Below are 21,044 nucleotides of genomic sequence, written 5' to 3'. Positions count from 1 at the left end.
TCTTTTCATATATAGATCCACCTATCATTTACCTGTTTGTTAGTTATTTGATAAAGCATTCATCGTTAATTATACAGCAATCGCGTCGTCCAAGTAACCTATTGGAAAGATCTGCAATTGAGAGTCATATATATGCTAACCTGTTTCAGGAGATTCAATTTCTTAGAAGCAGTTTCGAACCATTTTCATTAACCGTGAAACCAGAATCTTCAACTAAATGAGTCAAAGGTACTTTCAGACTGTCAACAAATTGTTCTAAACTTGTCTGCCGTCATGGGTGATGCTCCTGTCTGTAATACTAGGTATGTATTAGTACAGTTCGCACATGATGAATTGTATAGATGCATTGACACTTTGTCAACGCTAATAATCTCAACCATATTAATTCAGTTTTCTTCAACTTATTAGTTATTTCTTATAAGCCTCTGTTGTATTAATCACACATAAAGCCAGTTACAAATTCGAAGCCGAACAGTCCAATTTAGGATATACTACTATATAAGAGGATACCATTTTAATTTCTCTTCAATGAAGGAGATGACTGATTGTGTTAAAAAAACAGATGGATAAGTATATTACAGAAAATACGCTTGATAGTAAAATTGAGTTATTTGAAATTGATCAACAGTATGTAGAGAAGCATCAATTGATACCTAGTGATGTAACAGTTGTTGAGAAAGACTTTAAATTCAGTGCTATCGAACGATGTGTTAAAGAAACGGAAAATTTAATTCGTGAAGAAGATCAGTCCTTTTTAAATGAGCATATTCTATACTTAAAAAGTCATCTGAATGAATTCGTTTACTTAGAATCAAGTGCTTTTGAAGTCATTCGAGTCGATGCGGTCGTACTTGAATTTGATGAAGTTTTTGAAACGTATACCGCTTTATTTGGACTGAAATTGCAAAAGAAATACGGCGATGATATGAAAGCATATCTCGACACACACTTAAATGGAGATGGCACGAAATACAGTGTGATGTTTTCGAGTGAAGACGGACTTTGGGATATGAACTTTGCATTAGACTACGTAGATGGATTTAGTGAAGAATTGTCATTTATAGAGATTCTACAACTAATGTACAATTTTATATTTAATTTGGTTGAGGCTATGGATGATACGCAGTGAAGGATGGGAAATGAGTGAACGATTCGAACTTTCTATACACATATACGCAACATACTGATGAGCATGATCTGTGTATGCTCGAAATGAGATCTTTTTTCGGTTTTGATGTACCTTCCACTGCATTGATAAGTTCGATTAAAATCGATCCTAGCCGAAGTGCATTCATGAAAGAAAGACTGGAAATTATTTATGTTGGTGACAGTCTTGAAGAAGTTTCTCGTCAAGTCGAACAGTATGATTTAGGTGAATCTACATTTAGAGTTGTCTGCTTAAATACGACCAACCTTGATACAACTACTAAAATTGGACATCCTGAACGTCGGAAAATCGAACGTGAAATCGGACTGCGTATCAATGGCACCCCTGATTTAGTGAATTCTCCCGAAAAGTCATTCGGCATCGTCCTATTGAATGGCAAATGGTATTTTGGGAAGCATGTCGAAAGTGAATCTGTCTGGTTTCTTCATCAGAAAAAACCGCATATGTATTCTACTGCGCTAAGTACACGTGTTGCCAGGGCAGTTGCCAATATTGCAGTGCCTCATCCTGAAGGGATTCGAGCAATCGATCCTTGTTGTGGGATTGGAACAGTTTTAGTTGAAGCACTATCAATGGGCATTAACATCGTCGGCCGAGACATTAACCCGCGCGTCGTTTTAGGTTCTAGAAAAAACATCGTTCATTTTGGACTCGAGGGCAATGTAGAAATCGGACCTATTGCAGAAGTCGTTGACAACTATGACGTCGCAATCATTGATATGCCTTATAATTTATTCACGCATATTACACCAGGAGAACAGCTGGATATATTAATAGAGTCACGCCGTTTCACTAAAAAAGTTGTTGTCGTGACGATTGAAACGATTGATCATATGCTTGAAGAAGCCGGATTCGTTATCGTCGATCGTTGTGTTGCTAAAAAGGGACATTTCATCAGACAAGTATTAGTTTGCGAATAATGAAAGTGCCTTATCCCTTTTGGTGAGTTTATCATTTGATTCATAAAAAGACGGATTTAGCGCTGATTGCTGATGTGTATTTCCAGCCACATCTCTACTACTTAGACTTTGAATAAGGAAAAAGAAAGTGCCCAGTATAACTGAGCACTTTCTTTCATTTTGAGATATGCGTTGTAAAGTCAGCCAGTAACCGCGCACCATACCCTGTAGCAGATTTAGCATAATAGCCTGATGCGCTGGTTTTACTCATCATCCCCGCCATATCAACATGCAGCCATTTACTCTCTTTCGGTACGAAACGGCGTAGGAATAATCCCGCTGTAATCGAGCCAGCCCCGCCAAGTGAACTGATGTTATTCATATCCGCATAATCACTGTCGAGCGACTTATCGTATGCTTCGACTAATGGCATCGGCCAGATGAAATCGCCATTTTGATCACCGATTTTTTTCATTTGTGCAGACAGTTCTTCATCACCGAATACGCCTCCTAGTTCAGTTCCGAGTGCATTGACGATTGCACCAGTCAGCGTAGCGATATCCACGATGTATTCCGCTTTCCATTCACCTGCACGAATGAGTGCGTCTGCTAAAATGAGGCGACCTTCTGCATCCGTGTTACCCACCTGCACTGTCAAACCATTTTTGTAAGTGATAACTTCACCGGGCAAAACAGATGTGTTATCCGGCATGTTTTCCACGATTGGAATCAATGCCACGACATTCACTTTTGCATTCGACTTTGCCAACAATGTAAGAGCACCAGAAACAGCAGCTGCCCCACCCATGTCCATACGCATGTCGCTTAAATCTTTGCCGCTCTTCAAGCTGATGCCGCCTGTATCGAACGTCACGCCTTTACCCACAAGTGCAACAAGCGGTTTCGAAGCGTCGCCTTTGTAGATGAGTTCAACAAATGAAGGTTTGTAAATACTACCCCGAGCAACTGTCAGAACCCCGTTCATTCCCATTTCCTCAAGGTTCTTTTTGTCTAACACATTGACTTCGACATTTGTGCCTTCAAAATTTTGCTTCAGTACTTCAGGAAACGTTTCAGGATTCAAAACGTTCGATACTTCATTCATTAAATCACGTGAAAATGCTGTTGCTGCCGCACGAATTTTTCCCACTTCAACGAAAGGCTTCGCTTCGTCGCCTGTTACATGGAGTTCAGTTTGGAATGGTGTGACTGCTGATTTATAGGTTACGAACTGATAAGATCCCAATTCCCATCCTTCTGAGAAAGCTGTCAGAATGGATTCTTTATCCAACACAGTAAATGAATTTGAAAGTTCCACGCCGTCCACTATTGCTTTATCCACTTTTTGAGCGCTTACATTGCGTGCGATATTACCCGCTGTAGCACGGACTTTTTCGAGTGTCATCTCTTTTTCTTTGCACTTTTTCACAATGATATAATGCGTTTCTCCAATTAATACAGAACAATGTCCTGCTTTTTGATTGGCAACAAATTGGTTGACTGTGGCATTATCTGAAACAATTGGATTGCTCGAAAAAATAACTTTTACTTCAATAGTCATTCATTTTCCCCCTGGGTAAATTATTTCGACTTCTAAAATAGTTTACCGTAAATTATTCCATTTCGTAGAATTATCTTTTATCCAAAAGAAAGAGGGTAAGACTTGTGAATGAACCATAATTAAAGATAAGAGAAACCATTTCAGCCCATATTTTCCATTACGCCAATCGTGCAGTGAATAACGCGAGTGTTCCTCAACCTACGTAGTAACTCTCGTTTTTCATTTGAATGACTCCAAACGATTTTGAATGTATTTCTGTCTAAAGGCCCCATGTATGTGAGTATGTTACACTTTAATTAAAACTTCTGGGAGGTAGCTGGATTGAAAAAAGCGTGGGATCATAAAGGAATTATCGAGAAATTTGAAGCGAATCGAAACACTGAACAGGCAGGACCAATGGTGGCTTATTTGAAAAACCATTTTCCTTTCCTTGGTATTAAAAGTCCACTTCGCAAAGTATTATTAAAGGAACAGTTTTCCGAATTCTCCTTACCTGAACGTGGGGAGCTTTTTGTTGAAGCATGGAAACTGTATAATCTTCCAGAACGTGAGTATCAGTACGCAGCTATCGCGCTTATTGATAAGTTAAAAAAACAGTTATCAATAGATGACTTCCCTGTTTTAAAGGAGCTAATTGAGTCTAAATCATGGTGGGATAGCGTAGATTCGATTGCCCCTTCTCTCGTTGGTCATGTAGTGAAAATCAATCGTAAATATGGAGAAAAAGTGATGCTAGATTGGTCTCTTTCAGACAATATATGGACTAACCGTTCTGCGATTCTCCATCAACTAAAATTCAAACAAGAAACAGACGCAGATTTACTTTTTAGAATCATTCAACAGCATTCTACTTCAAAGGAATTCTTCATTCAAAAATCGATTGGCTGGGCATTAAGGGAATATGCCAAAACAGATCCAGATCTTGTGATGTCATTTGTTGAAAAACATCCTCTAAAACCGCTTAGTAAGCGAGAAGCGCTGAAACATTTTAAATGATTATGAGGTCTTTTCAAATTTCAAGATACTTTCTTCCGGTGTAATCGGTTTTGTATCGTCTTCTACTACAAAATCCGTATACCGAGGTATTTCCACATATTGAATCGGTTTACCTGCTTTACTAAAAATAATAGTATTTATATCATCACGGATTTCCATATTGTTCAGGTCTTTGCCGCCAATTAGCTCCTTTATCGCTTGATTAGTCGTATAAGGCCGGATAATGAATGCTTTGTCCCATATGAAATCCGTCATGTTATTCAAGTTGATTTCCACCGCTACTTTTTCATTCATTATGGAGATAATATCTCGAGTTCTTTATTGTGATGAGGCTTTCCCTGACTACAACTTGTTAGTAACAGTACAGAAAAGATTATCATTAAGACTTTCTTCAACTTATTACCCCCTTGGTATTATCATTTAATCAACTGCTATCATGTACTACGTTTCTCCCTAATGAAAGTTCCGTTGCTAAAATGGGATTCACTTATATAATTTTTATATCGGTACCTTGTAGTGAACAATACCATATGATATATTGGTGTCATTAAGTACATCGCATGGTATGGTACTATTCATTGATTAATAGCGAAAGGAGACGAAATTAAGTGAATGTGCAATTTAAAAAAGGTGTGTTGAATTTGTGTGTGCTTGTACTGCTGGATAAACAAGATCGGTATGGATATGAACTCGTGCAGAAGATTTCGGATCAAATATCCATTTCAGAAGGGTCAGTATATCCTTTACTGCGTCGATTGACCAAGGAAGGTTATTTTACAACTTACCTGCAGGAATCGACGGAAGGTCCTCCCCGCAAGTATTACAAATTGACGGATAGTGGCCGGGATTATCTTCATGCACAACTGGCTGAATGGAAAAACTTCACGGATGGCGTTAATACATTAATCGAGGAGGGCGTTATTAATGACTGAAAATCAATTTATTGTTGAACTTCAAAATGCTTTAAAAAGGCTACCTGCAGAGGAACTGAACGATATTATTCTAGATATCCGAGAATACTTTACAAATGGACGTGAAGATGGAAAATCAGATAGTGAAATTGCTGCTTCCTTAGGAGCCCCTCAAACTATTGCTGAAGAATTGCAAGCTTCCCATTCGTTCTCTAAAAATGAAGTAGAAGTGACACCAATAAATAAAATGATTACAATTTCAGATAACCATTTTAACAATATCGATATCAATGTTAAATATGGGTCAATTGTGGTAAGTCCATCCGACAGTTCGGTTACCACAGTTGAATTGGTTGGTTGGGATGAGAAATTGCAGCTGTCGGCTGAAGTTATTGAAGACACATTGTTCATCAGACTCAAAGGTTTGCGTCACTGGTTATTCATGCTTCATTTCAATTTTAAGGCAGTGACTCTAAATGTCATGATTCCAATTAAACTTTATCAAAAAATTGCTATGAAGACGGATAATGGACGAATTACCGCTAAGAAACTGCTTGCCAAGAAAATCCAAGCGAAGACTGATAACGGAGCAGTCCATTTAAAAGAAATTGCAGCAACGACATTGAATGCTGAAACGGATAATGGGCGAATTGAAGTCGATAAAGCACAAGTTGAACAGATAACAGCGAAAACGGATAACGGACGGATTGAAATGCGCTATGTAGATGCGGTCAGTATTGCAACAGAAACGGATAACGGGCGAATCGTTTTGGAACATGTATCAGGATCCATTGTCGGAAGTACGGATAATGGACGAATTATCGTTCAAACAGATAGTATTGATCGAAATATGGATTTACGAACAGATAACGGAAGCATCCTTATTGAATCAAGTGAAAGCGCGAAAAATGTTACAATACATGCGAAGACGAGTCATAGCGGAATTGATGTCTTTGGAGAACGGAATTTACGGACGGTTATCGGTGCCGGAGAGCATACGATTCGTTTAAAGACCGATAATGGACGGATTACGGTTAAGTAAGTATGGATATTGTTGGTTAGCGGTGGGTTTTGGATCGTTGCTGAGCGAGTTTTGAGCGGTCCAGGTACAGATTCGAGCGGTCGGTAATACTCATTGCCCCCAATGCGGCTAAAGTAACCCACGAATGTGCTAGGCAAATATTTTATTTCTTTCTTTATAGTTCAATATAAAAACCTTGTTCAGATACTTATCCCCCCCATAATTAAAAGAAAAGCTGCTCAATCATCAACTGATTTTGAGCAGCTTTTCATATATTTAGACTTTAGGAGCTTCTCCGCCAAACTCTGCCCACTCTTCGCGAGACGGTCCATATACACCCGGTACACGTAAACCTGCTTGTCTCATAAGAACAGTCATTTGACCACGGTGATGCGTTTGGTGTGCTATTAATATATTTAGGACGGTGCCAATCGTCCACTGCTCTCCATACATATCTTTCTTTTCATGCAAAATATCGTCATTCCATTGTTCTTTTATTGCCGCAACCATCGTATTGTTTGAAGAACGATAGGCATCTGCAATATCAGTAGCTTTTCCTGGAACAGGAGCGTCATGGGGAGTCGCATCAAATTCAAGACCTGTACGCGATACCATCTCGTCAAGTGTTGTAACGAGATGCCAAGCAATTCTACCGAGCGTGCGATCTTCAGGTGATACTTCTTGTCGAAGTGATTCATCTGTCAATGTGTCTAGAATCTTTTGTGTAGAACCACTTTCATGACCCCAGTTAACAAGAAATTCTCCAATTGTTTTAAACATCTACAGCGCCTCCAAGTTATATACTAATTATCTTAAGGACCATTCGACATGTGATAGTCGTTTTCCTTTGTTTTCATTAACAAAGAAGCTGTCTCTTTTAGCTATTAATGGATGCTCATGTCTTATCATCATTCATATTTTTATAATTTTGTTCGCCTACCCGCCTGACGATTTCTTCTTCAGTTAGAGGGGTACTAGCTGAATTGGCATTGTTGTCTTTATCATTATCCAACTCAACATGCTCATATCTTGCATTTTTAGCGTCTGTATGGCACCCATATCCTTCCGATTCTTCACGTGTCATTCGTGCATCTTCTGGTTTTTTAAACATTCAGTTCACTCCTTCCACTTTAGCCTTTTTGTAACTATTCCCTTACCTGTTTATATTGAAACTGAATGGTCATGCTATAATTTCCTTAATCAGATTGGAGGAGTCCTATGATTTTTAAAAAAAAGCTATTCTCTTTACTACTCGTATGTATTGTCCTGTTAACAGCCTGTTCATCTAAAACACAGGTCGTGGAAAGTCCAGAGTTCAGTCAAATGCATATTGACTTTAGCAATAATGTAAACGTTAATAACATTTACGCTTCCCTAAAAGAATTATCGTTAGAACCCCGTGTTGCAGGCACGAAATCTGAACTGCAAGCGGCTACTTTTATAACAGCCCAACTTAAAATGGCTGGTTATGAAGTTGAAGTTCAACCTTTTGAGTTTGAGCGATATATCATGCCTAAATTTCACAACATTGTCGTTGAAGGATTTGATGGCACGCTCTCACCTTCTCCGTTTCAATACTCAGTTGACGGTCACGCCAAAGGACAATTGATTGACGTAGGCCATGGTTTAAAAGCCGACTATAAAAAAGTGGACGTAGTAGGAAAAATTGTACTTGTTGCGGTTAAGGATACACCTTTCTACGAACTCGTTTTACTAGCAGCAGATTCCGGTGCGGAGGGAATCATTCTTTATTTCCCTGATGAGTCGGAGATTGATAACTGGTCACTCGGCGATGAACATTATGACGATTTCATTCCTGCGCTTGCTCTAAATTATGAGGAAGGTACAAAACTTGTAAACTTAGTTAAAACTAGCAGCCCTATCAATGCGGAAGTTAAAATTGGTGGTGCCTCTATTCAAATAGAAGAATCGCAAAATTTGATAGCTACTAAACAACCTGTTTCCGAAGTCAATGATGAAATTGTATTAATTGGTGCCCACTATGATTCTGTCGCAAATGCACCCGGTGCGAGCGACAATGCTAGCGGCACAGCAGTTGTCTTAGAACTTGCACGGTTGTTCAAAACCGTTCCAACAAATAAAGAAATCCGTTTCTTACTTTTTGGCGCTGAAGAAGAAGGATTGTATGGTTCCAAAAAGTATGTGAATGCGATGTCTCCTAGTGAAATTAAGCGCTCTGTCGCAATGTTCAATCTTGATATGGTTGGAAGTGCTTATGCCGGAGATTTAACCATTCAAACGATGGATGGATCGGATAATACTGTTACACAAGCCGCAAGTAAAGCGAATGAACAACTCTATGGAGACCCTATCGAAACTGATTTTGGGGACAGAAGTGATCATGTTCCATTTCATGATGCGGGAATTGATGCAGCGCTGTTCATTTATGATCCTGTTGAAGAGTGGTATCATACTCCTGAAGACACAATTGAAAAGTTAAGTAAGGAACGTCTACAGAACGTTGCGAAAATCGTCGGTTCCTCCGTTTTTGAATTAACTTTGCCAGACGTATATAGAGAATGACAAGTTGAAGGTTCTTTTTTAATAGAATTACGCATAAGAAAGTATAAAGGGGGACGTCCCATGACGACAATTCTTATCGACGCGGATGCATGTCCGGTTGTAAAAGAAACGATTCAAATAGCAGGGACCTTCGGATTCCGCTGCATCCTCATTTGCGATACGACACATGAAATGCATCGCGAAGGGGCCGAGACGATAATAGTCTCTAAGGGAGCAGATGCAGTCGATTTTGTTCTTGTAAATCGTGTGCAAAAAGATGATATTGTCGTTACACAAGATTACGGTTTAGCTGCTATGGTCCTAGCAAAAAAAGGGCATCCAATCGATCAAAATGGACGCCTTTATACGGAGGACAATATCGATCAGCTATTGTACGCCCGCCATACTGCACAAAAAGTCCGAATGGCTGGCGGACGCTTACGTGGTCCAAAGAAACGCTCAAAAGAGAGTGATTTGAAGTTCGAAGAGAGTCTTAAAAAGTTATGTACACAACTTGTAAACATGTAAATTAAACAAGCGCTATCTAGATATTTTATCAGATGAAAATTTTACTGAATAACTTGTTTAAACTAAAAAGCATCGCATTGCGATGCTTTTTTTAATGATATATAAGAACAATTGTGACTTGTAAATAACAGTGTTATTAATTCGAAAAATAACAAAGCACCACCTAGGCAGTGCTTTTACATAAAATAGTCATCTTTCGTACAAGTTATGCGTACGCTAATGTATGTACATTCGTTCAGGTAAGCATCTCATTGGCAATCAATTCATAAGACTTTAACTTGTCCCGAAAGTCATATGCAATCATCACAAGCATCACTTCATCCGCATTGTACTCTTCTGCAATCTTTTCTATTTCTATTCTGACCATTTTAGGTGTACCTACAATCATCCGTTTACGATTTTCTAAAACACGTAGTTGTTCAAAATGACTGTATGGGTATGCAAGCGCTTTTTCGGGCGAAGGTGTTCCTTTGGAGCGCATGCCCTGTTCTAGCATAATCCTAGATAAATCAAGTGAAGAGATGATCCGTTCGGCTTCTTCTTCCGTTTCTGCACAAGCGAAAAAGACAGCAACTGCTTGTTCTGGTTTTTGTAAATTTACGGAAGGCTGGAACCTTTTGCGATAATGATTCGCATATGAGGGACCGCCTTCTCCGTTAATGAACTGTGCAAACATATAGGGTAGACCTTTTTCAGCGGCAAGAAAGGCAGAGCTTTGACTCGATCCTAGCATCCAAACTGGCGGCACCTCTTCCGTTATAGGCGTGGCTTTCAAGCCATAGTAGGCGTGGTCAGCTGGGATAGCGTCGTTCAAATACATGATTAAATCATCCACCTGTTCCGGGAATTTATTGACATCCCGATAGTTTCCATTATGCAAAGCATATGTCGCTCGTGGCATTCCTCCCGGAGCGCGCCCAACGCCCGCATCAATCCGACCAGGAAAGAGTGCTTCAAGGAGTTTGAAGTTCTCTGCAACTTTGTACGCGGAATAATGGGGCAGCATAACACCTCCCGTTCCGAGTCGGATTGTAGAGGTTACAGAAGCAAGGTGAGAGATTAGTATTTCAGGTGACGACCCGGCAAGTGATGTCGTGTCATGGTGTTCGGAAACCCAAAAACGAGTATAACCCCATTCTTCGGCTTTTTGTGCAAGTATTGCTGTCTGTTTTAATGATTCCATAGCGTTGCTACCTTCAGATATCGGTGATTGATCCAATATACTTAGTTTGATGGTCATTGTATTTCCTCCATTCATTATGCCACCATTTTACACGAAGTATAGTGACTATATGGTAGGGACGCTCAGGTTAAACGTTTGATGAAGTCATATTCAGGTAATATGTAGTAGATAATGAGTGGGAGGTAACCTATGCCGAAAATTATTTCTGTTAGTACTTTCAAACCCCCGCATGTAGTTAGACAAGAACAGGCAGTTGAACTGACGCGTTCTCTTTTCAGTGAGAAATACAAGGATATAGAAAGACTATTAAATGTATTTCAAAATGGAGATATCGAGACTCGCAATGTATGCATGCCCATTGAATGGTATGGCAAAGAGCATGACTTTGAAGAGCGTAATAACTTATATATTCAACATGCGGTCGACTTCGGTGTACAAGCCGTACTATCGTGCCTTCAAGGAAATGGCAAGCTCGACATTCCTATTGAACCATCTGTGATTGACGCGATTTATTTCATTTCAAGCAGTGGAATTTCAACTCCAAGTATTGAAGCACGCATCATGAATAAGATCCCTTTCCGTGATAATGCAAAACGTATTCCTATCTGGGGACTGGGTTGCGCTGGTGGCGCGGTGGGGATTAGCAGAGCTTATGAATATTGCCTTGCATTCCCTGAGGCGAATGTGCTCGTACTCTCTGTTGAATTATGTAGTTTAACATTCCAAAAAGACGATTATTCAAAAAGCAATCTGGTAGGTGTGTCGTTATTTTCCGATGGGGTTGCTTGTGCGTTGGTTTCTGGAGAGAAATCATTGGTAAAGGTTACTAAAGCAATGCCTAAAGTGATTGCCACTACGTCAAAACTGATGCCCAATTCTGAGGAGGTCATGGGCTGGGATGTGAAAAACACTGGGCTCTATGTTGTTTTCTCAAAAAGCATTCCTGCTATCATCACAAATTGGCTCGGCCCTTTCGTTCATGAATTTCTCAGTGAACATGGACTTACTAAAGACAATATTACGCATTTCGTCGCACATCCTGGTGGTAAAAAAATACTCGAAGCTTATGAAACCGCACTTGGGTTTGATAAAACTAAAACGGATATCTCGCGCGACGTACTGCGTCAAAATGGCAATATGTCTTCACCAACTATTCTCTACGTTCTAGAAAAATTCATGGAAAACGAACCTGTCGCTGGTGATTATGGATTGATGGCTGCTCTTGGGCCAGGATTTTGCGGTGAACTGTTACTATTGAAATGGGAATGAGGGTTGATGCTAATGTTATTTCCGATTGTCATTTCAATTGTCATCTTACAGCGCCTCATCGAACTTTTTATCGCGAAGCGCAATGAAAAATGGATGCGCAGTCAGGGGGCATTTGAAGCGGGTGCTACCCACTATCCCGTAATGGTATCTATGCATATCGTTTTTTTTATTTCACTCCTTGCAGAGGTCTTTTTGTTCGAAAAAGCGTTGTCTCCACTATGGATTATATTTCTCGTCATTTTTCTAATCGCACAAGCGGCAAGAATCTGGTGTCTTGCTTCACTCGGGAAGTTTTGGAATACGAAAATCATCATACTACCAGGTGCTACTGTTGTACAAAAAGGGCCTTATAAGTGGGTACGTCATCCGAATTATATAATTGTCGCCACCGAACTTCTCGTGCTTCCACTACTGTTCAGCGCATATTTAACAGCAATAGTATTTTCTCTGTTGAATGTATGGATGTTGTCAGTACGAATTCCTGCGGAAGAGAAAGCATTGAAGGAAGCGACAAATTATAAAGAGACCTTTTCACTGCACGATTAAACCATTCCTCTAAACTAAAAAAACGCTGATGAGAATTCATCAGCGTTTTTGTATTCCTGTTTATTATATGGTCATTTACAAATAGATATTTTATCAAATTTTTTGAATTTCTATATAGTGTATTTGGTGCCCTTCTAGTTCATTGAGGATAAAAATGTAGCCATCTTGCTCAATCCGTTCTCCCTCTTTAAGATCGGAACTCTGTGTTAAGAACCATCCGCCAATCATATCTACCGTATCCATTTCTAGTGATATCCCAAGCAAATCATTGATTTCTTCTATCAACACTTTACCGCTGACGATATAATGGTTCTCTGAAATCCTTGTGATTTCCGCGATTTCATCTGCATCATATTCATCGTGTATATCCCCGACGATTTCTTCAAGGATGTCTTCGATTGTTACCATTCCAGCCGTGCCGCCATATTCATCGATTACAAGCGATAATTGGGACCGTTCGTTTTGCATTTTTTTCAGAACTTCATCGATTGGCAATGTTTCGATTGCCATTGGTATTGGATGTAACAAGTCTTTAATGGAGAATGTCTGTAACGACGAGCGATCGCCGAGGGTGAAGTATAGTAAATCCTTGCTGTTGATGAAACCTATGATATTGTCTATATCCCCCTCGTAAATGGGATATCGTGTGTATCTTTCCTCTTGGATTGTATAGGCTACTTCATCGAAAGAAACATCTGAGGAGAACGTTACCATTTCAGTCCGTGGCACCATAATCTCTTTTGCAATTCGGTTGTCGAATTCAAACATTTTGTTGACATAGTTCAGTTCGGACTGGTTAATTTCTCCGCTTTTAAAACTGTCTGACAAAATGAGCCGTAACTCTTCTTCCGAAAGAGCAACTTCGTGTTCCGATACTGACTTAAAGCCGAATAGACCGATAAGCAAACGAGCTGATCCATTCAACACAAAAATAAACGGAAACATTAACTTATAGAACCACATGATTGGTTTAGAAAAAAGCAATGTCAGTGCTTCTGCTCTTTGGATCGCTATCGTCTTCGGAGCAAGTTCCCCCACTACAACATGTAGGAAAGTGATGAAGACAAAGGCAATGACAAAGGAAAGAATCTGAGAGACAGATGGATCTACAGCGAACCTTTCGAACAAAGGATGTAGCATTGTCTCTACCGTCGGTTCACCAAGCCATCCAAGCCCTAGAGCCGTAATTGTAATTCCTAATTGGCATGCAGAAAGATATTCGTCTAAATGAGTCGTTACATGTTTTGCAGATAGAGCCCCTTTTTTACCTTCTAAAACGAGTTGGTCAATTTTTGAACTTCTAACTTTCACTAATGCAAATTCTGTTGCTACAAAGAATGCGGTTAAAGCGATAAGTAATGCGACTAATACTAAGTTTATTATTTCCATTATGATAACCTTACGTGATGCAAGGCTTCCACCTCCATAAATGATAGTTTGCTACTATCGAGTATTGAATTATACATGTAATTGGTATATAGCATGAATTACCGGAAAAGTATTATGAGTAATACTTTGATTATTTGAAGCATTTTCCGATTAACTCATTTTACTAAATCAAAAACTTCTTGGAGATTAGTTAATATTAGGAGTGCGTTCTCCAACATCTGATTATTAGAATTAAGAATCGGAAGTTTTTGACAGGGGAACCCTTATCCTTTCATATGTACGATTTTCTGTAATAAATCAACATCAGAAAGTTCAAAAAACGATTACCTGTGTCGGAACGTGACGGTTTAAAGGATTCAAGTTTGTATTATCATCAATTCCCCGTTTGGATACAGCTGCACTACCGGCTAATTCCGCAATTTTTAGTTTATCCTTCCCAATAGGCTCGCCTCCAAACTCTCACGTGATGCCTCTAGTTTACCATTTTCATGTAATAATATATGTATCCTGAACAAACAATTTTATAATGTTCGTTAAATATACAAAGTTCTTAATTGATATACCCAAAAATTCACCTAAATATGTCTTAAAATATGGCTGTCTAATTGAATGGATGTATTTGAGCATGATTCTTATAGAAGAGTCGTCATTTCTCATGATTAATGGTTAAAATCATACGACTTCATAATACAACTTAGAAATAGATTTAGCCTTAGCTTTACATTGTCGAATAAAATTAGGAAATCTAGGCAAAGATTTTATAAAGTAGTAAAATATACGAGCGTAATAACTGCAACTTGCTATACCAATCTCTTTATTTACGTTAGTCACGCTACTTTTACAGTAATGAAGCGGCCCCAACATAGGATGAAAGGCGTGAAATAAATGAGTAGAAAAACGACTATACATCAGCATTTCGTATCAAAAAAGAAAAATAGGTTCTACAAATGAACAATGATTTAGCCATCACATATTTATACTCGATACTTTTCTTTTTTGGAACAAGTCTATTGGTATGTACTGCGCTCTATAGCGTATACGGCACATTTAAAATGTCCTTTGTGTTTGTTTCTATTTCAGGTGGAGGTATTCCAGGATTCATTGCGGGGGCAGCATTGGATTGCAGAATTGCAGAGAAACGAAGTCTAGAATAATTTGTGCAAAAAGAATACGCTATTGCTTGTATTTCCCTTCGATCATAATTCCACACCAAAAAGAGCACTACCTAATGAGGTATGCTCTCTCCCGTTACATAATTCTACTCATACATCACTTTTCTACAGCCCGATAGGTCAACGTTTTCCCAGTAAATCCGAAGAAAACCGTTAATATAGGTGATAACAGGCAAAAGAATGCAAATGGCAAGTACTCCATCGTAGAGACGCCTAGTACTCCCGTGATGAAAATTCCGCAGACACTCCAAGGCACTAATGGATTCACGACTGTCCCCGCGTCCTCCATCACTCGGCTTAAATTCTTGCCCGTGAGGCCCACCTTTTCAAATTGTGATTGAAATGCTTGGCCTGTTAGTAATATCGATAAATACTGTTCACCGATCAACACATTGATGCCAATAGCGGTTAACGCAGAAGCCGCAATCACCGATGATGCTTTCTTCAATAGACTTTCAATTTTGGAAAGCAGTGATTGGACAATCCCAAGCGTGAACAACAACCCGCCCATACTAAGCGCTAATAATACTAACCCAACAGTAAACATCATACTTTCCATGCCGCCACGAGTGAGCAGCGCATCAATGTCCTCAATCCCTGTCGTAGAAACAAAGCCACTGAATAAGATTTTGAATACTTGTGCTGCGCTATAGCTTTGATGGAAAAATGAAATTGCGACCGCACTGGCTGCGCTTACTGCCAATGTCATTAACGCAGGACCTTTCATGAACGTAAAAATAACAAGAACGATTAGCGGAACTACCGTATACCAATGAATCATCCCTGTCTCTAAAAGCCCTTCCTGGAAAAAGGCGATTTTATCGACTTCAGTCACCGTGGTACTCGGGGAAAGTATACCGAAGATAATTAATGATATAACAAAAGCGGGAATTGTTGTCCAGCCCATATTTCGTATATGTTCGAATAAGTCTACGTCCACAATCGAAGAAGCAAGGTTTGTCGTATCTGAAAGAGGCGACATTTTATCTCCGAAAAATGCTCCAGAAACGATTGCTCCTGCCGTTATCGCCATTGATAGGTCAAGCACTGTAGCCATACCAATAAATGCAACACCGACCGTTGCAACCGTAGTCAAAGAACTGCCGATTGACAGACCAATGATTGAAGTGACTATAAAAACAATTGCAAAGAAAAAGGATGGCGTGATCAAATTAAACCCTGCATAGATTAGCGTTGGAATCGTCCCACTCATCATCCAACTACTGATCAATATTCCGATGAAGAAAAACAGGAAGACCGCACTCATTCCGGCTCCAGCCCCTTCTACTAAACCACCTTCAAGTTTACGGTAAGGAACTTTTTTGAACAGACCATAACAAATTAATAACATTATGGAAAATAGAATTGGCATATGCGGAACTGCTTCAAATTTAACGATACTTACACTAATCATCAATACAATTGCTGCTACAAGTGTTACCGCCTCTGTAAAAGTCGGCGAAATAATTGCTTTTATTTTAAACATGATGAAATCCTCCTCGATGGTTGAAAACTGAAAAGTACTTTTGGATACAAAAAAAGCCCCTTCAATCCCTTGGAAAGGGACGAAGGAGCTCTCCGCGTTACCACCCTAATTGACGAACCAGTCCTGAACCGGCCATCCACTTCATTAGTCGTTGAGAAAATCGGATGGCGTACTTCATACATATTGCTGCCTGAATTCACACCTGCCATTCAGTCTCTAGCTGCTGCTCACAATTTGATTACTGGACCATCTCTCACATTTATTTAATTATAACGATTAGTTATTTCGAATGTAATTGATTTGAATATTATCATGTTACTGGAGCAAGTCAAGTGGATTACGAAAACACGAAATTGAGTGTTTTATCTAACTCTTAAACGAAGTGTCAACGTTCACATGCAAAGCCATCTTTATCGCCATCCATTTTTTCGGAATATGCAGCATGTCCTTTTTTCACACCATTCGGATAGCTCTTGCGCAGTTCTGTACAATTTTTGAAAGATTCTCCAGCATCCGACACCGGCTTCTTCACGGCTTCCTTGTCAACAGAAGTTTCACTGTCGAATCCGCGATCTGTCGCATAATCTTCAAGTGTCCAGATGCCAATTCCCGCTTTTTTCGCTTTTGCCTGCGCTTTTTCATAGGTGTCGAGATATCGTGTGTTCGGCGGATAAACATACGCAACGCGGGCAAGACCTTCTTCAAGTAGCTTTTCTTGGACGCTTACACCATCAATGTAAATATAGGCAAGCAGTCTGTCATACTTGTCTGTTTTTCCGCCAATGTCAAATTCGATTTCAAGTTTCCCACTGTTCATAAGCTCCTGATTGCGCTCTTTTGCTTTGTCGCCGAATGGCTGCTTACCGAGTCGCGGATGATTCGTTTCCGGGGTATCTACGAGTAAATAACGGACATTTTGTTCTTTGCCTTCATACATAATTTTAATCGTATCGCCGTCGATTGTCTTTACAAGTTCGACAGGGATCAAATCCGAGCGGCCTGGTTCTGGGTCTGTTTCCGGGAAGAACAGATTATATATAACTAAAGCGGCTAAGACAAGAATGATACTGACGATACCTGACGGGCTTTTTAAAATTTTATTCACTTTTACCTTTGCCATATAACTCATTCCTTTTCGTAAAAACAATTAAATTTCCGCTATGTAATAACCGAGGGCTGCCAGCGCAATTCCCCCCCCATAGGTTAACAGCAAATACAGTACTGTTTGATGCTTTTTGTCATTTTTCCAAAGTTCGATTAGTTCTTTATTCATCGTAGAAAACGTCGTCAGTGCCCCAGCAAATCCTGAGACCAATAGCAATTTCACCCACAGAGGTAATCCAAGCCCTAAAATGATTCCAATCAGCAGAGACCCTGTCAGATTTACAAGCAATGTGCCCATAGGCAAAGTTTTTTCACCATTCATTTTAGAGGAAATGAAATACCGAGTGACAGCACCAAAAAAACCTCCGATTCCAACCATCAATAATTCAAAAAAAGTCATGGGCTCACCTTCTTACCGCCAAGATGAAAGCCGAGGACACCTGCAGAAATTCCACCAAATACACTTATAATGACATACAGTCCAGCTAGCAGAAATTGATCTTGTTCTACGAGTAAAACCGTTTCCATGCTAAAAGCGGAAAATGTTGTGAATGAACCAAGAAAACCAGTTGTAACTGCGGCTTGAAATTCTTTATGTGTTGAAAGTGAGCGAAAAGCACCTGCGAGGATGAAACATAATAAAAATGTTCCAATCACATTTACAGTAAGAGTCGAAATAGGGAATCCTGAATCGCTGGAAATGACTTGACCAATCGCCACCCGCATAATTGCACCAGTCGCTCCCGCCAACCCAATCCACAACAACTTTTTCATGTGGCAACTTTCTCAAGTAGCCTTAGAGATATCACAGTATCAAGGTCAAGCCTTTTCTCTGTTTCACCGAATTGAATATGAATTTCTTCACCCTCACGACGGATGATTTCACCATATCCGAAGACTCTGTGCTTAACTGCTATTCCGACTTTGAGTTCCTCACTATCCTGTATACCGTCAGGGTTAAGTTCAATCTCTGCTTTTGTAATCTTCATCGGTTTCTGGTCTTTTTTCACTTCTCCCGGTTTCAATAGGAGGCTTCGCACTTCATTCAGAAACCTCGAATCTTCTTTAGGTTTTCCTTCGTCCTGCCCATATGAAAGCAATTCAAGACGATTTTTAGCACGTGTCATGCCGACATAGAAGAGCCTACGCGCTTCCTCAAGCATTGCCACGTCCCCTTCGTCGTCCTCTGATGGGATGATCCCTTTTAGTAAATCAATCATGAATACACGTCTGAACTCAAGCCCTTTTGCGCTGTGAAACGTTGATAATGTCACTGCATTTTCTGGGGCATTGAATTTAGCATTTTGTACAGCTTGTTCTAGTTCTTTCAAACGCGTTGCAAATTCCACCATCGTTCGGAGTTGTGATGCAATGCCTTCAAGCGTGTCCAAAATGCGTAGGAGACTATCGAATCGATAGCCGAATTTTTCGGCCCTACTTTTTAGTCCCGCCTCATAACCAAAATCGTTGCGAATTAGCTGAATTACTCGTTCAGGCCGCATGTCAGGAATCACAGCATAGCCTTTTTTATAGTCCGCTAACTTTTTAACTTGGCTGTCTTTCAACTCAACCGTTTGAATAAAGGCATCAAACACATTCCCCGTCGTTTCCGTATTTTCAAACGTAGTAAGCATGTTTCGTGAGATAAATAAATTCATTTTCATAATGATTTTTGCGAAAACATCTTTTCGTTCCACATTAAAACTGAGACGCATGAAATTCAGAATGTCTTCAACAATCCAATGCGAGAAAAACTTATCGTCTGCATCCTTCATATAAAATGGAATCCCCCGCCTGTGCAACTCGCTTACGAACATCGTCGAAGATGAGTTATTCCTGAACAATATGGCGATCTCATTCAAATTCTTTTCACCCAGCAGTTCGTACGTCACGTATTCCAACTGCTGTTTCGGGTTGTTCAGTTGTTTAATATAAATGGGTCCTAACTTGTCATTTTCAGTGTGCATTTCTTTTGGATAGCGTGTTTTGTTGCGTTTGATGAACCTCGAAGACATCTCCACTATCTCTTTTGACGAACGGTAGTTGCGCTCCATCATCAGCACTTGGGCGTCCGGATAGACACGTTTAAAGTCCAGCAGATAATCCGGCTCAGCGCCTCGCCATGTATAGATTGACTGATCATCATCTGCGACAACGCAAAGATTGCCATGATGCGCCACTAGATGCTCAACAATCTTGTGCTGAACAAGTGATGTATCTTGGCTCTCATCTGTCAGAAGGTAATCATAGAGGTTTCGAAAATGTTCACTTAGCTCATCGTCTTCCCGAAGTGCCTGTTCTGCAGTCGTCAGCATATCGTCGAAATCCAAAAGTAAGTGACCCTTTGTACGCATCTTATATTGTTCATACTTCTTTGCAATACGGCCCGCCTTTTCGACAGGTCCTTTTAGATCGTCCCATTTCCCAATAGGAATTAGCCGGTTTTTAATGGAACTGATGAATGTGGAAAGTGAGGACAATTCGTCATCCGTGCAATCCTCTTTTAATACTTCTTTATAAATCCCTTTTAATAAAAAAGTTTTGTTGACTGACTGACGTCCTTTACCGCTTCCTTCAATCAGTTCATAAGTTGTACCGATTTTCTCTAAATACGTACGTGCAATGTTGAATGCCAAACTATGTATTGTCGAAAAGTCGACTCTGGAACTCAGTGGGAAAAACCGTGTAAAACGCTCTGTCATATCGCGCGCAGATGCCCGGCTGAATGTAATTGCTTTTATGCGTTTTGGGTTGATTTTCTTTTCTTCAATCAAATAACCAATTCGCATAATCATCGTCGTCGTTTTCCCAGAACCCGGGCATGCCAATAGAAGGAGCGGGCCTTCCGTCTGCGTTACCGCTTTCTTCTGCACAGCATTTAAATCTATATTTAGTTCTTTCTTTTTACGTTCGAAAAAGTCATTCATGGTTTGTAACTCCTTTTACTTCAACTGTACTAAATTTACCATAAGAATGCTTAATTGTAGAGGAATCCAGCGTTACCCAAACAAAAAGCCTTTACACAATGAATGTGCAAAGACCTTCTAAATCGTCTTAAAATCCGCCCGTTTCGAGTCGGTCATTTTTCAAATCCTTTTTTCCTTCTCCGCCGCCTGTGTACTCAGTCGAAGCGACTTCGTTTGTATGACGCTCTTCATCTGAAAATTCTTTGCCAGTCGTTTCGGTTTGGTTCAAGCTACCCGTCTTTTTATCGGACATCGGCTTTTTTTCGTCTTGTGGCAATGTTCTTCACTCCTCTATTCGAGATTCGTCAGTAAAAATATACCC

The 21,044-nt window shown here is 39.8% G+C and carries 22 protein-coding genes; 10 read left to right on the top strand and 12 right to left on the bottom strand.

Annotated features, from left to right (window positions below; genetic code table 11):
• Window positions 1-547: 547 nt before the first annotated feature.
• Entirely contained in the window at window positions 548-1,129 is a 582-nt protein-coding gene (locus tag AC25Y6_RS14320) for a branched-chain amino acid aminotransferase (protein ID WP_482106372.1), read from the top strand.
• A 74-nt stretch (window positions 1,130-1,203) separates the two neighbouring features.
• Window positions 1,204-2,088, top strand: coding sequence for a TRM11 family SAM-dependent methyltransferase (locus AC25Y6_RS14315; RefSeq protein WP_488143518.1), 885 nt, complete (start codon window positions 1,204-1,206; stop codon window positions 2,086-2,088).
• A 154-nt stretch (window positions 2,089-2,242) separates the two neighbouring features.
• On the opposite strand, the gene AC25Y6_RS14310 is transcribed toward AC25Y6_RS14315, so the two are convergent.
• The gene (locus AC25Y6_RS14310) at window positions 2,243-3,628 is read right to left on the bottom strand and encodes a leucyl aminopeptidase family protein (protein ID WP_488143509.1); all 1,386 of its coding nucleotides are present in this window, start codon (window positions 3,626-3,628) and stop codon (window positions 2,243-2,245) included.
• A 321-nt stretch (window positions 3,629-3,949) separates the two neighbouring features.
• On the opposite strand from AC25Y6_RS14310, the gene AC25Y6_RS14305 reads away from it, so the two are divergent.
• The gene (locus AC25Y6_RS14305) at window positions 3,950-4,624 is read left to right on the top strand and encodes a DNA alkylation repair protein (RefSeq protein WP_482106370.1); all 675 of its coding nucleotides are present in this window, start codon (window positions 3,950-3,952) and stop codon (window positions 4,622-4,624) included.
• On the opposite strand, the gene AC25Y6_RS14300 is transcribed toward AC25Y6_RS14305, so the two are convergent.
• Entirely contained in the window at window positions 4,625-4,918 is a 294-nt protein-coding gene (locus AC25Y6_RS14300) for a hypothetical protein (RefSeq protein WP_488143508.1), read from the bottom strand.
• Window positions 4,919-5,232: 314 nt separating this feature from the next.
• On the opposite strand from AC25Y6_RS14300, the gene AC25Y6_RS14295 reads away from it, so the two are divergent.
• Complete coding sequence (locus AC25Y6_RS14295) at window positions 5,233-5,556, top strand: PadR family transcriptional regulator (protein WP_482100058.1); 324 nt, start codon at window positions 5,233-5,235, stop codon at window positions 5,554-5,556.
• Entirely contained in the window at window positions 5,549-6,577 is a 1,029-nt protein-coding gene (locus tag AC25Y6_RS14290; RefSeq protein WP_482106368.1) for a DUF4097 family beta strand repeat-containing protein, read from the top strand. The genes AC25Y6_RS14295 and AC25Y6_RS14290 overlap by 8 nt, the downstream gene beginning before the upstream one ends.
• Before the next feature lie 255 nt (window positions 6,578-6,832).
• Here AC25Y6_RS14290 and AC25Y6_RS14285 read toward each other — a convergent pair whose 3' ends face one another.
• Window positions 6,833-7,336, bottom strand: coding sequence for a DinB family protein (locus AC25Y6_RS14285; RefSeq protein ID WP_488143507.1), 504 nt, complete (start codon window positions 7,334-7,336; stop codon window positions 6,833-6,835).
• Between the two features lie 115 nt (window positions 7,337-7,451).
• Window positions 7,452-7,667 carry a hypothetical protein gene (locus AC25Y6_RS14280; RefSeq protein ID WP_488143506.1) on the bottom strand — a complete coding sequence of 72 codons (216 nt, stop codon included), beginning with the start codon at window positions 7,665-7,667 and terminating at the stop codon, window positions 7,452-7,454.
• A gap of 107 nt (window positions 7,668-7,774) precedes the next feature.
• Between AC25Y6_RS14280 and AC25Y6_RS14275 the strand changes: the two genes are divergently transcribed.
• Both AC25Y6_RS14275 and AC25Y6_RS14270 read left to right on the top strand, forming a co-directional pair.
• A complete protein-coding gene (locus tag AC25Y6_RS14275) occupies window positions 7,775-9,100 on the top strand; it encodes a M28 family peptidase (RefSeq protein WP_488143505.1) in 1,326 nt (441 codons plus the stop codon).
• A gap of 60 nt (window positions 9,101-9,160) precedes the next feature.
• Window positions 9,161-9,607 carry a YaiI/YqxD family protein gene (locus tag AC25Y6_RS14270; RefSeq protein WP_488143504.1) on the top strand — a complete coding sequence of 149 codons (447 nt, stop codon included), beginning with the start codon at window positions 9,161-9,163 and terminating at the stop codon, window positions 9,605-9,607.
• A gap of 235 nt (window positions 9,608-9,842) precedes the next feature.
• Here the strand turns inward: AC25Y6_RS14270 and AC25Y6_RS14265 are convergent, their stop codons facing one another.
• Window positions 9,843-10,847, bottom strand: coding sequence for an LLM class flavin-dependent oxidoreductase (locus AC25Y6_RS14265; protein ID WP_488143503.1), 1,005 nt, complete (start codon window positions 10,845-10,847; stop codon window positions 9,843-9,845).
• A gap of 132 nt (window positions 10,848-10,979) precedes the next feature.
• On the opposite strand from AC25Y6_RS14265, the gene AC25Y6_RS14260 reads away from it, so the two are divergent.
• Together AC25Y6_RS14260 and AC25Y6_RS14255 are read left to right on the top strand one after the other, a co-directional pair.
• On the top strand, window positions 10,980-12,059 hold the full coding sequence (locus AC25Y6_RS14260; RefSeq protein ID WP_488143502.1) for a type III polyketide synthase: 1,080 nt from the start codon (window positions 10,980-10,982) through the stop codon (window positions 12,057-12,059).
• 12 nt (window positions 12,060-12,071) lie between these two features.
• On the top strand, window positions 12,072-12,605 hold the full coding sequence (locus AC25Y6_RS14255) for an isoprenylcysteine carboxyl methyltransferase family protein (RefSeq protein ID WP_488143517.1): 534 nt from the start codon (window positions 12,072-12,074) through the stop codon (window positions 12,603-12,605).
• Window positions 12,606-12,698: 93 nt separating this feature from the next.
• On the opposite strand, the gene AC25Y6_RS14250 is transcribed toward AC25Y6_RS14255, so the two are convergent.
• On the bottom strand, window positions 12,699-13,994 hold the full coding sequence (locus AC25Y6_RS14250) for a hemolysin family protein (RefSeq protein WP_488143501.1): 1,296 nt from the start codon (window positions 13,992-13,994) through the stop codon (window positions 12,699-12,701).
• A 947-nt stretch (window positions 13,995-14,941) separates the two neighbouring features.
• Here AC25Y6_RS14250 and AC25Y6_RS14245 point away from each other — a divergent pair.
• Window positions 14,942-15,148, top strand: coding sequence for a hypothetical protein (locus AC25Y6_RS14245; protein WP_482100067.1), 207 nt, complete (start codon window positions 14,942-14,944; stop codon window positions 15,146-15,148).
• Window positions 15,149-15,263: 115 nt separating this feature from the next.
• Here the strand turns inward: AC25Y6_RS14245 and nhaC are convergent, their stop codons facing one another.
• From nhaC to AC25Y6_RS14215, 6 genes are all read right to left on the bottom strand, one after another.
• Entirely contained in the window at window positions 15,264-16,652 is a 1,389-nt protein-coding gene (gene nhaC, locus AC25Y6_RS14240; RefSeq protein WP_488143500.1) for a Na+/H+ antiporter NhaC, read from the bottom strand.
• 385 nt (window positions 16,653-17,037) lie between these two features.
• Complete coding sequence (locus tag AC25Y6_RS14235; protein ID WP_488143499.1) at window positions 17,038-17,772, bottom strand: thermonuclease family protein; 735 nt, start codon at window positions 17,770-17,772, stop codon at window positions 17,038-17,040.
• 27 nt (window positions 17,773-17,799) lie between these two features.
• A complete protein-coding gene (gene crcB / locus AC25Y6_RS14230) occupies window positions 17,800-18,156 on the bottom strand; it encodes a fluoride efflux transporter CrcB (RefSeq protein ID WP_488143498.1) in 357 nt (118 codons plus the stop codon).
• Window positions 18,153-18,530: a fluoride efflux transporter FluC gene (locus tag AC25Y6_RS14225; RefSeq protein ID WP_488143497.1), complete on the bottom strand. Its 378-nt coding sequence runs from the start codon at window positions 18,528-18,530 to the stop codon at window positions 18,153-18,155. Before AC25Y6_RS14225 ends, crcB begins: the two co-directional genes overlap by 4 nt.
• Entirely contained in the window at window positions 18,527-20,683 is a 2,157-nt protein-coding gene (locus tag AC25Y6_RS14220) for an ATP-dependent helicase (protein WP_488143496.1), read from the bottom strand. The genes AC25Y6_RS14225 and AC25Y6_RS14220 overlap by 4 nt, the downstream gene beginning before the upstream one ends.
• Window positions 20,684-20,810: 127 nt before the next feature.
• On the bottom strand, window positions 20,811-20,999 hold the full coding sequence (locus tag AC25Y6_RS14215; protein WP_488143495.1) for a hypothetical protein: 189 nt from the start codon (window positions 20,997-20,999) through the stop codon (window positions 20,811-20,813).
• Window positions 21,000-21,044: the final 45 nt, after the last annotated feature.

Source organism: Sporosarcina sp. Y1004 (assembly GCF_057669665.1).
Note: the sequence above shows the minus strand (reverse complement) of the source record. Positions and strands in the feature narration are given on the sequence as shown.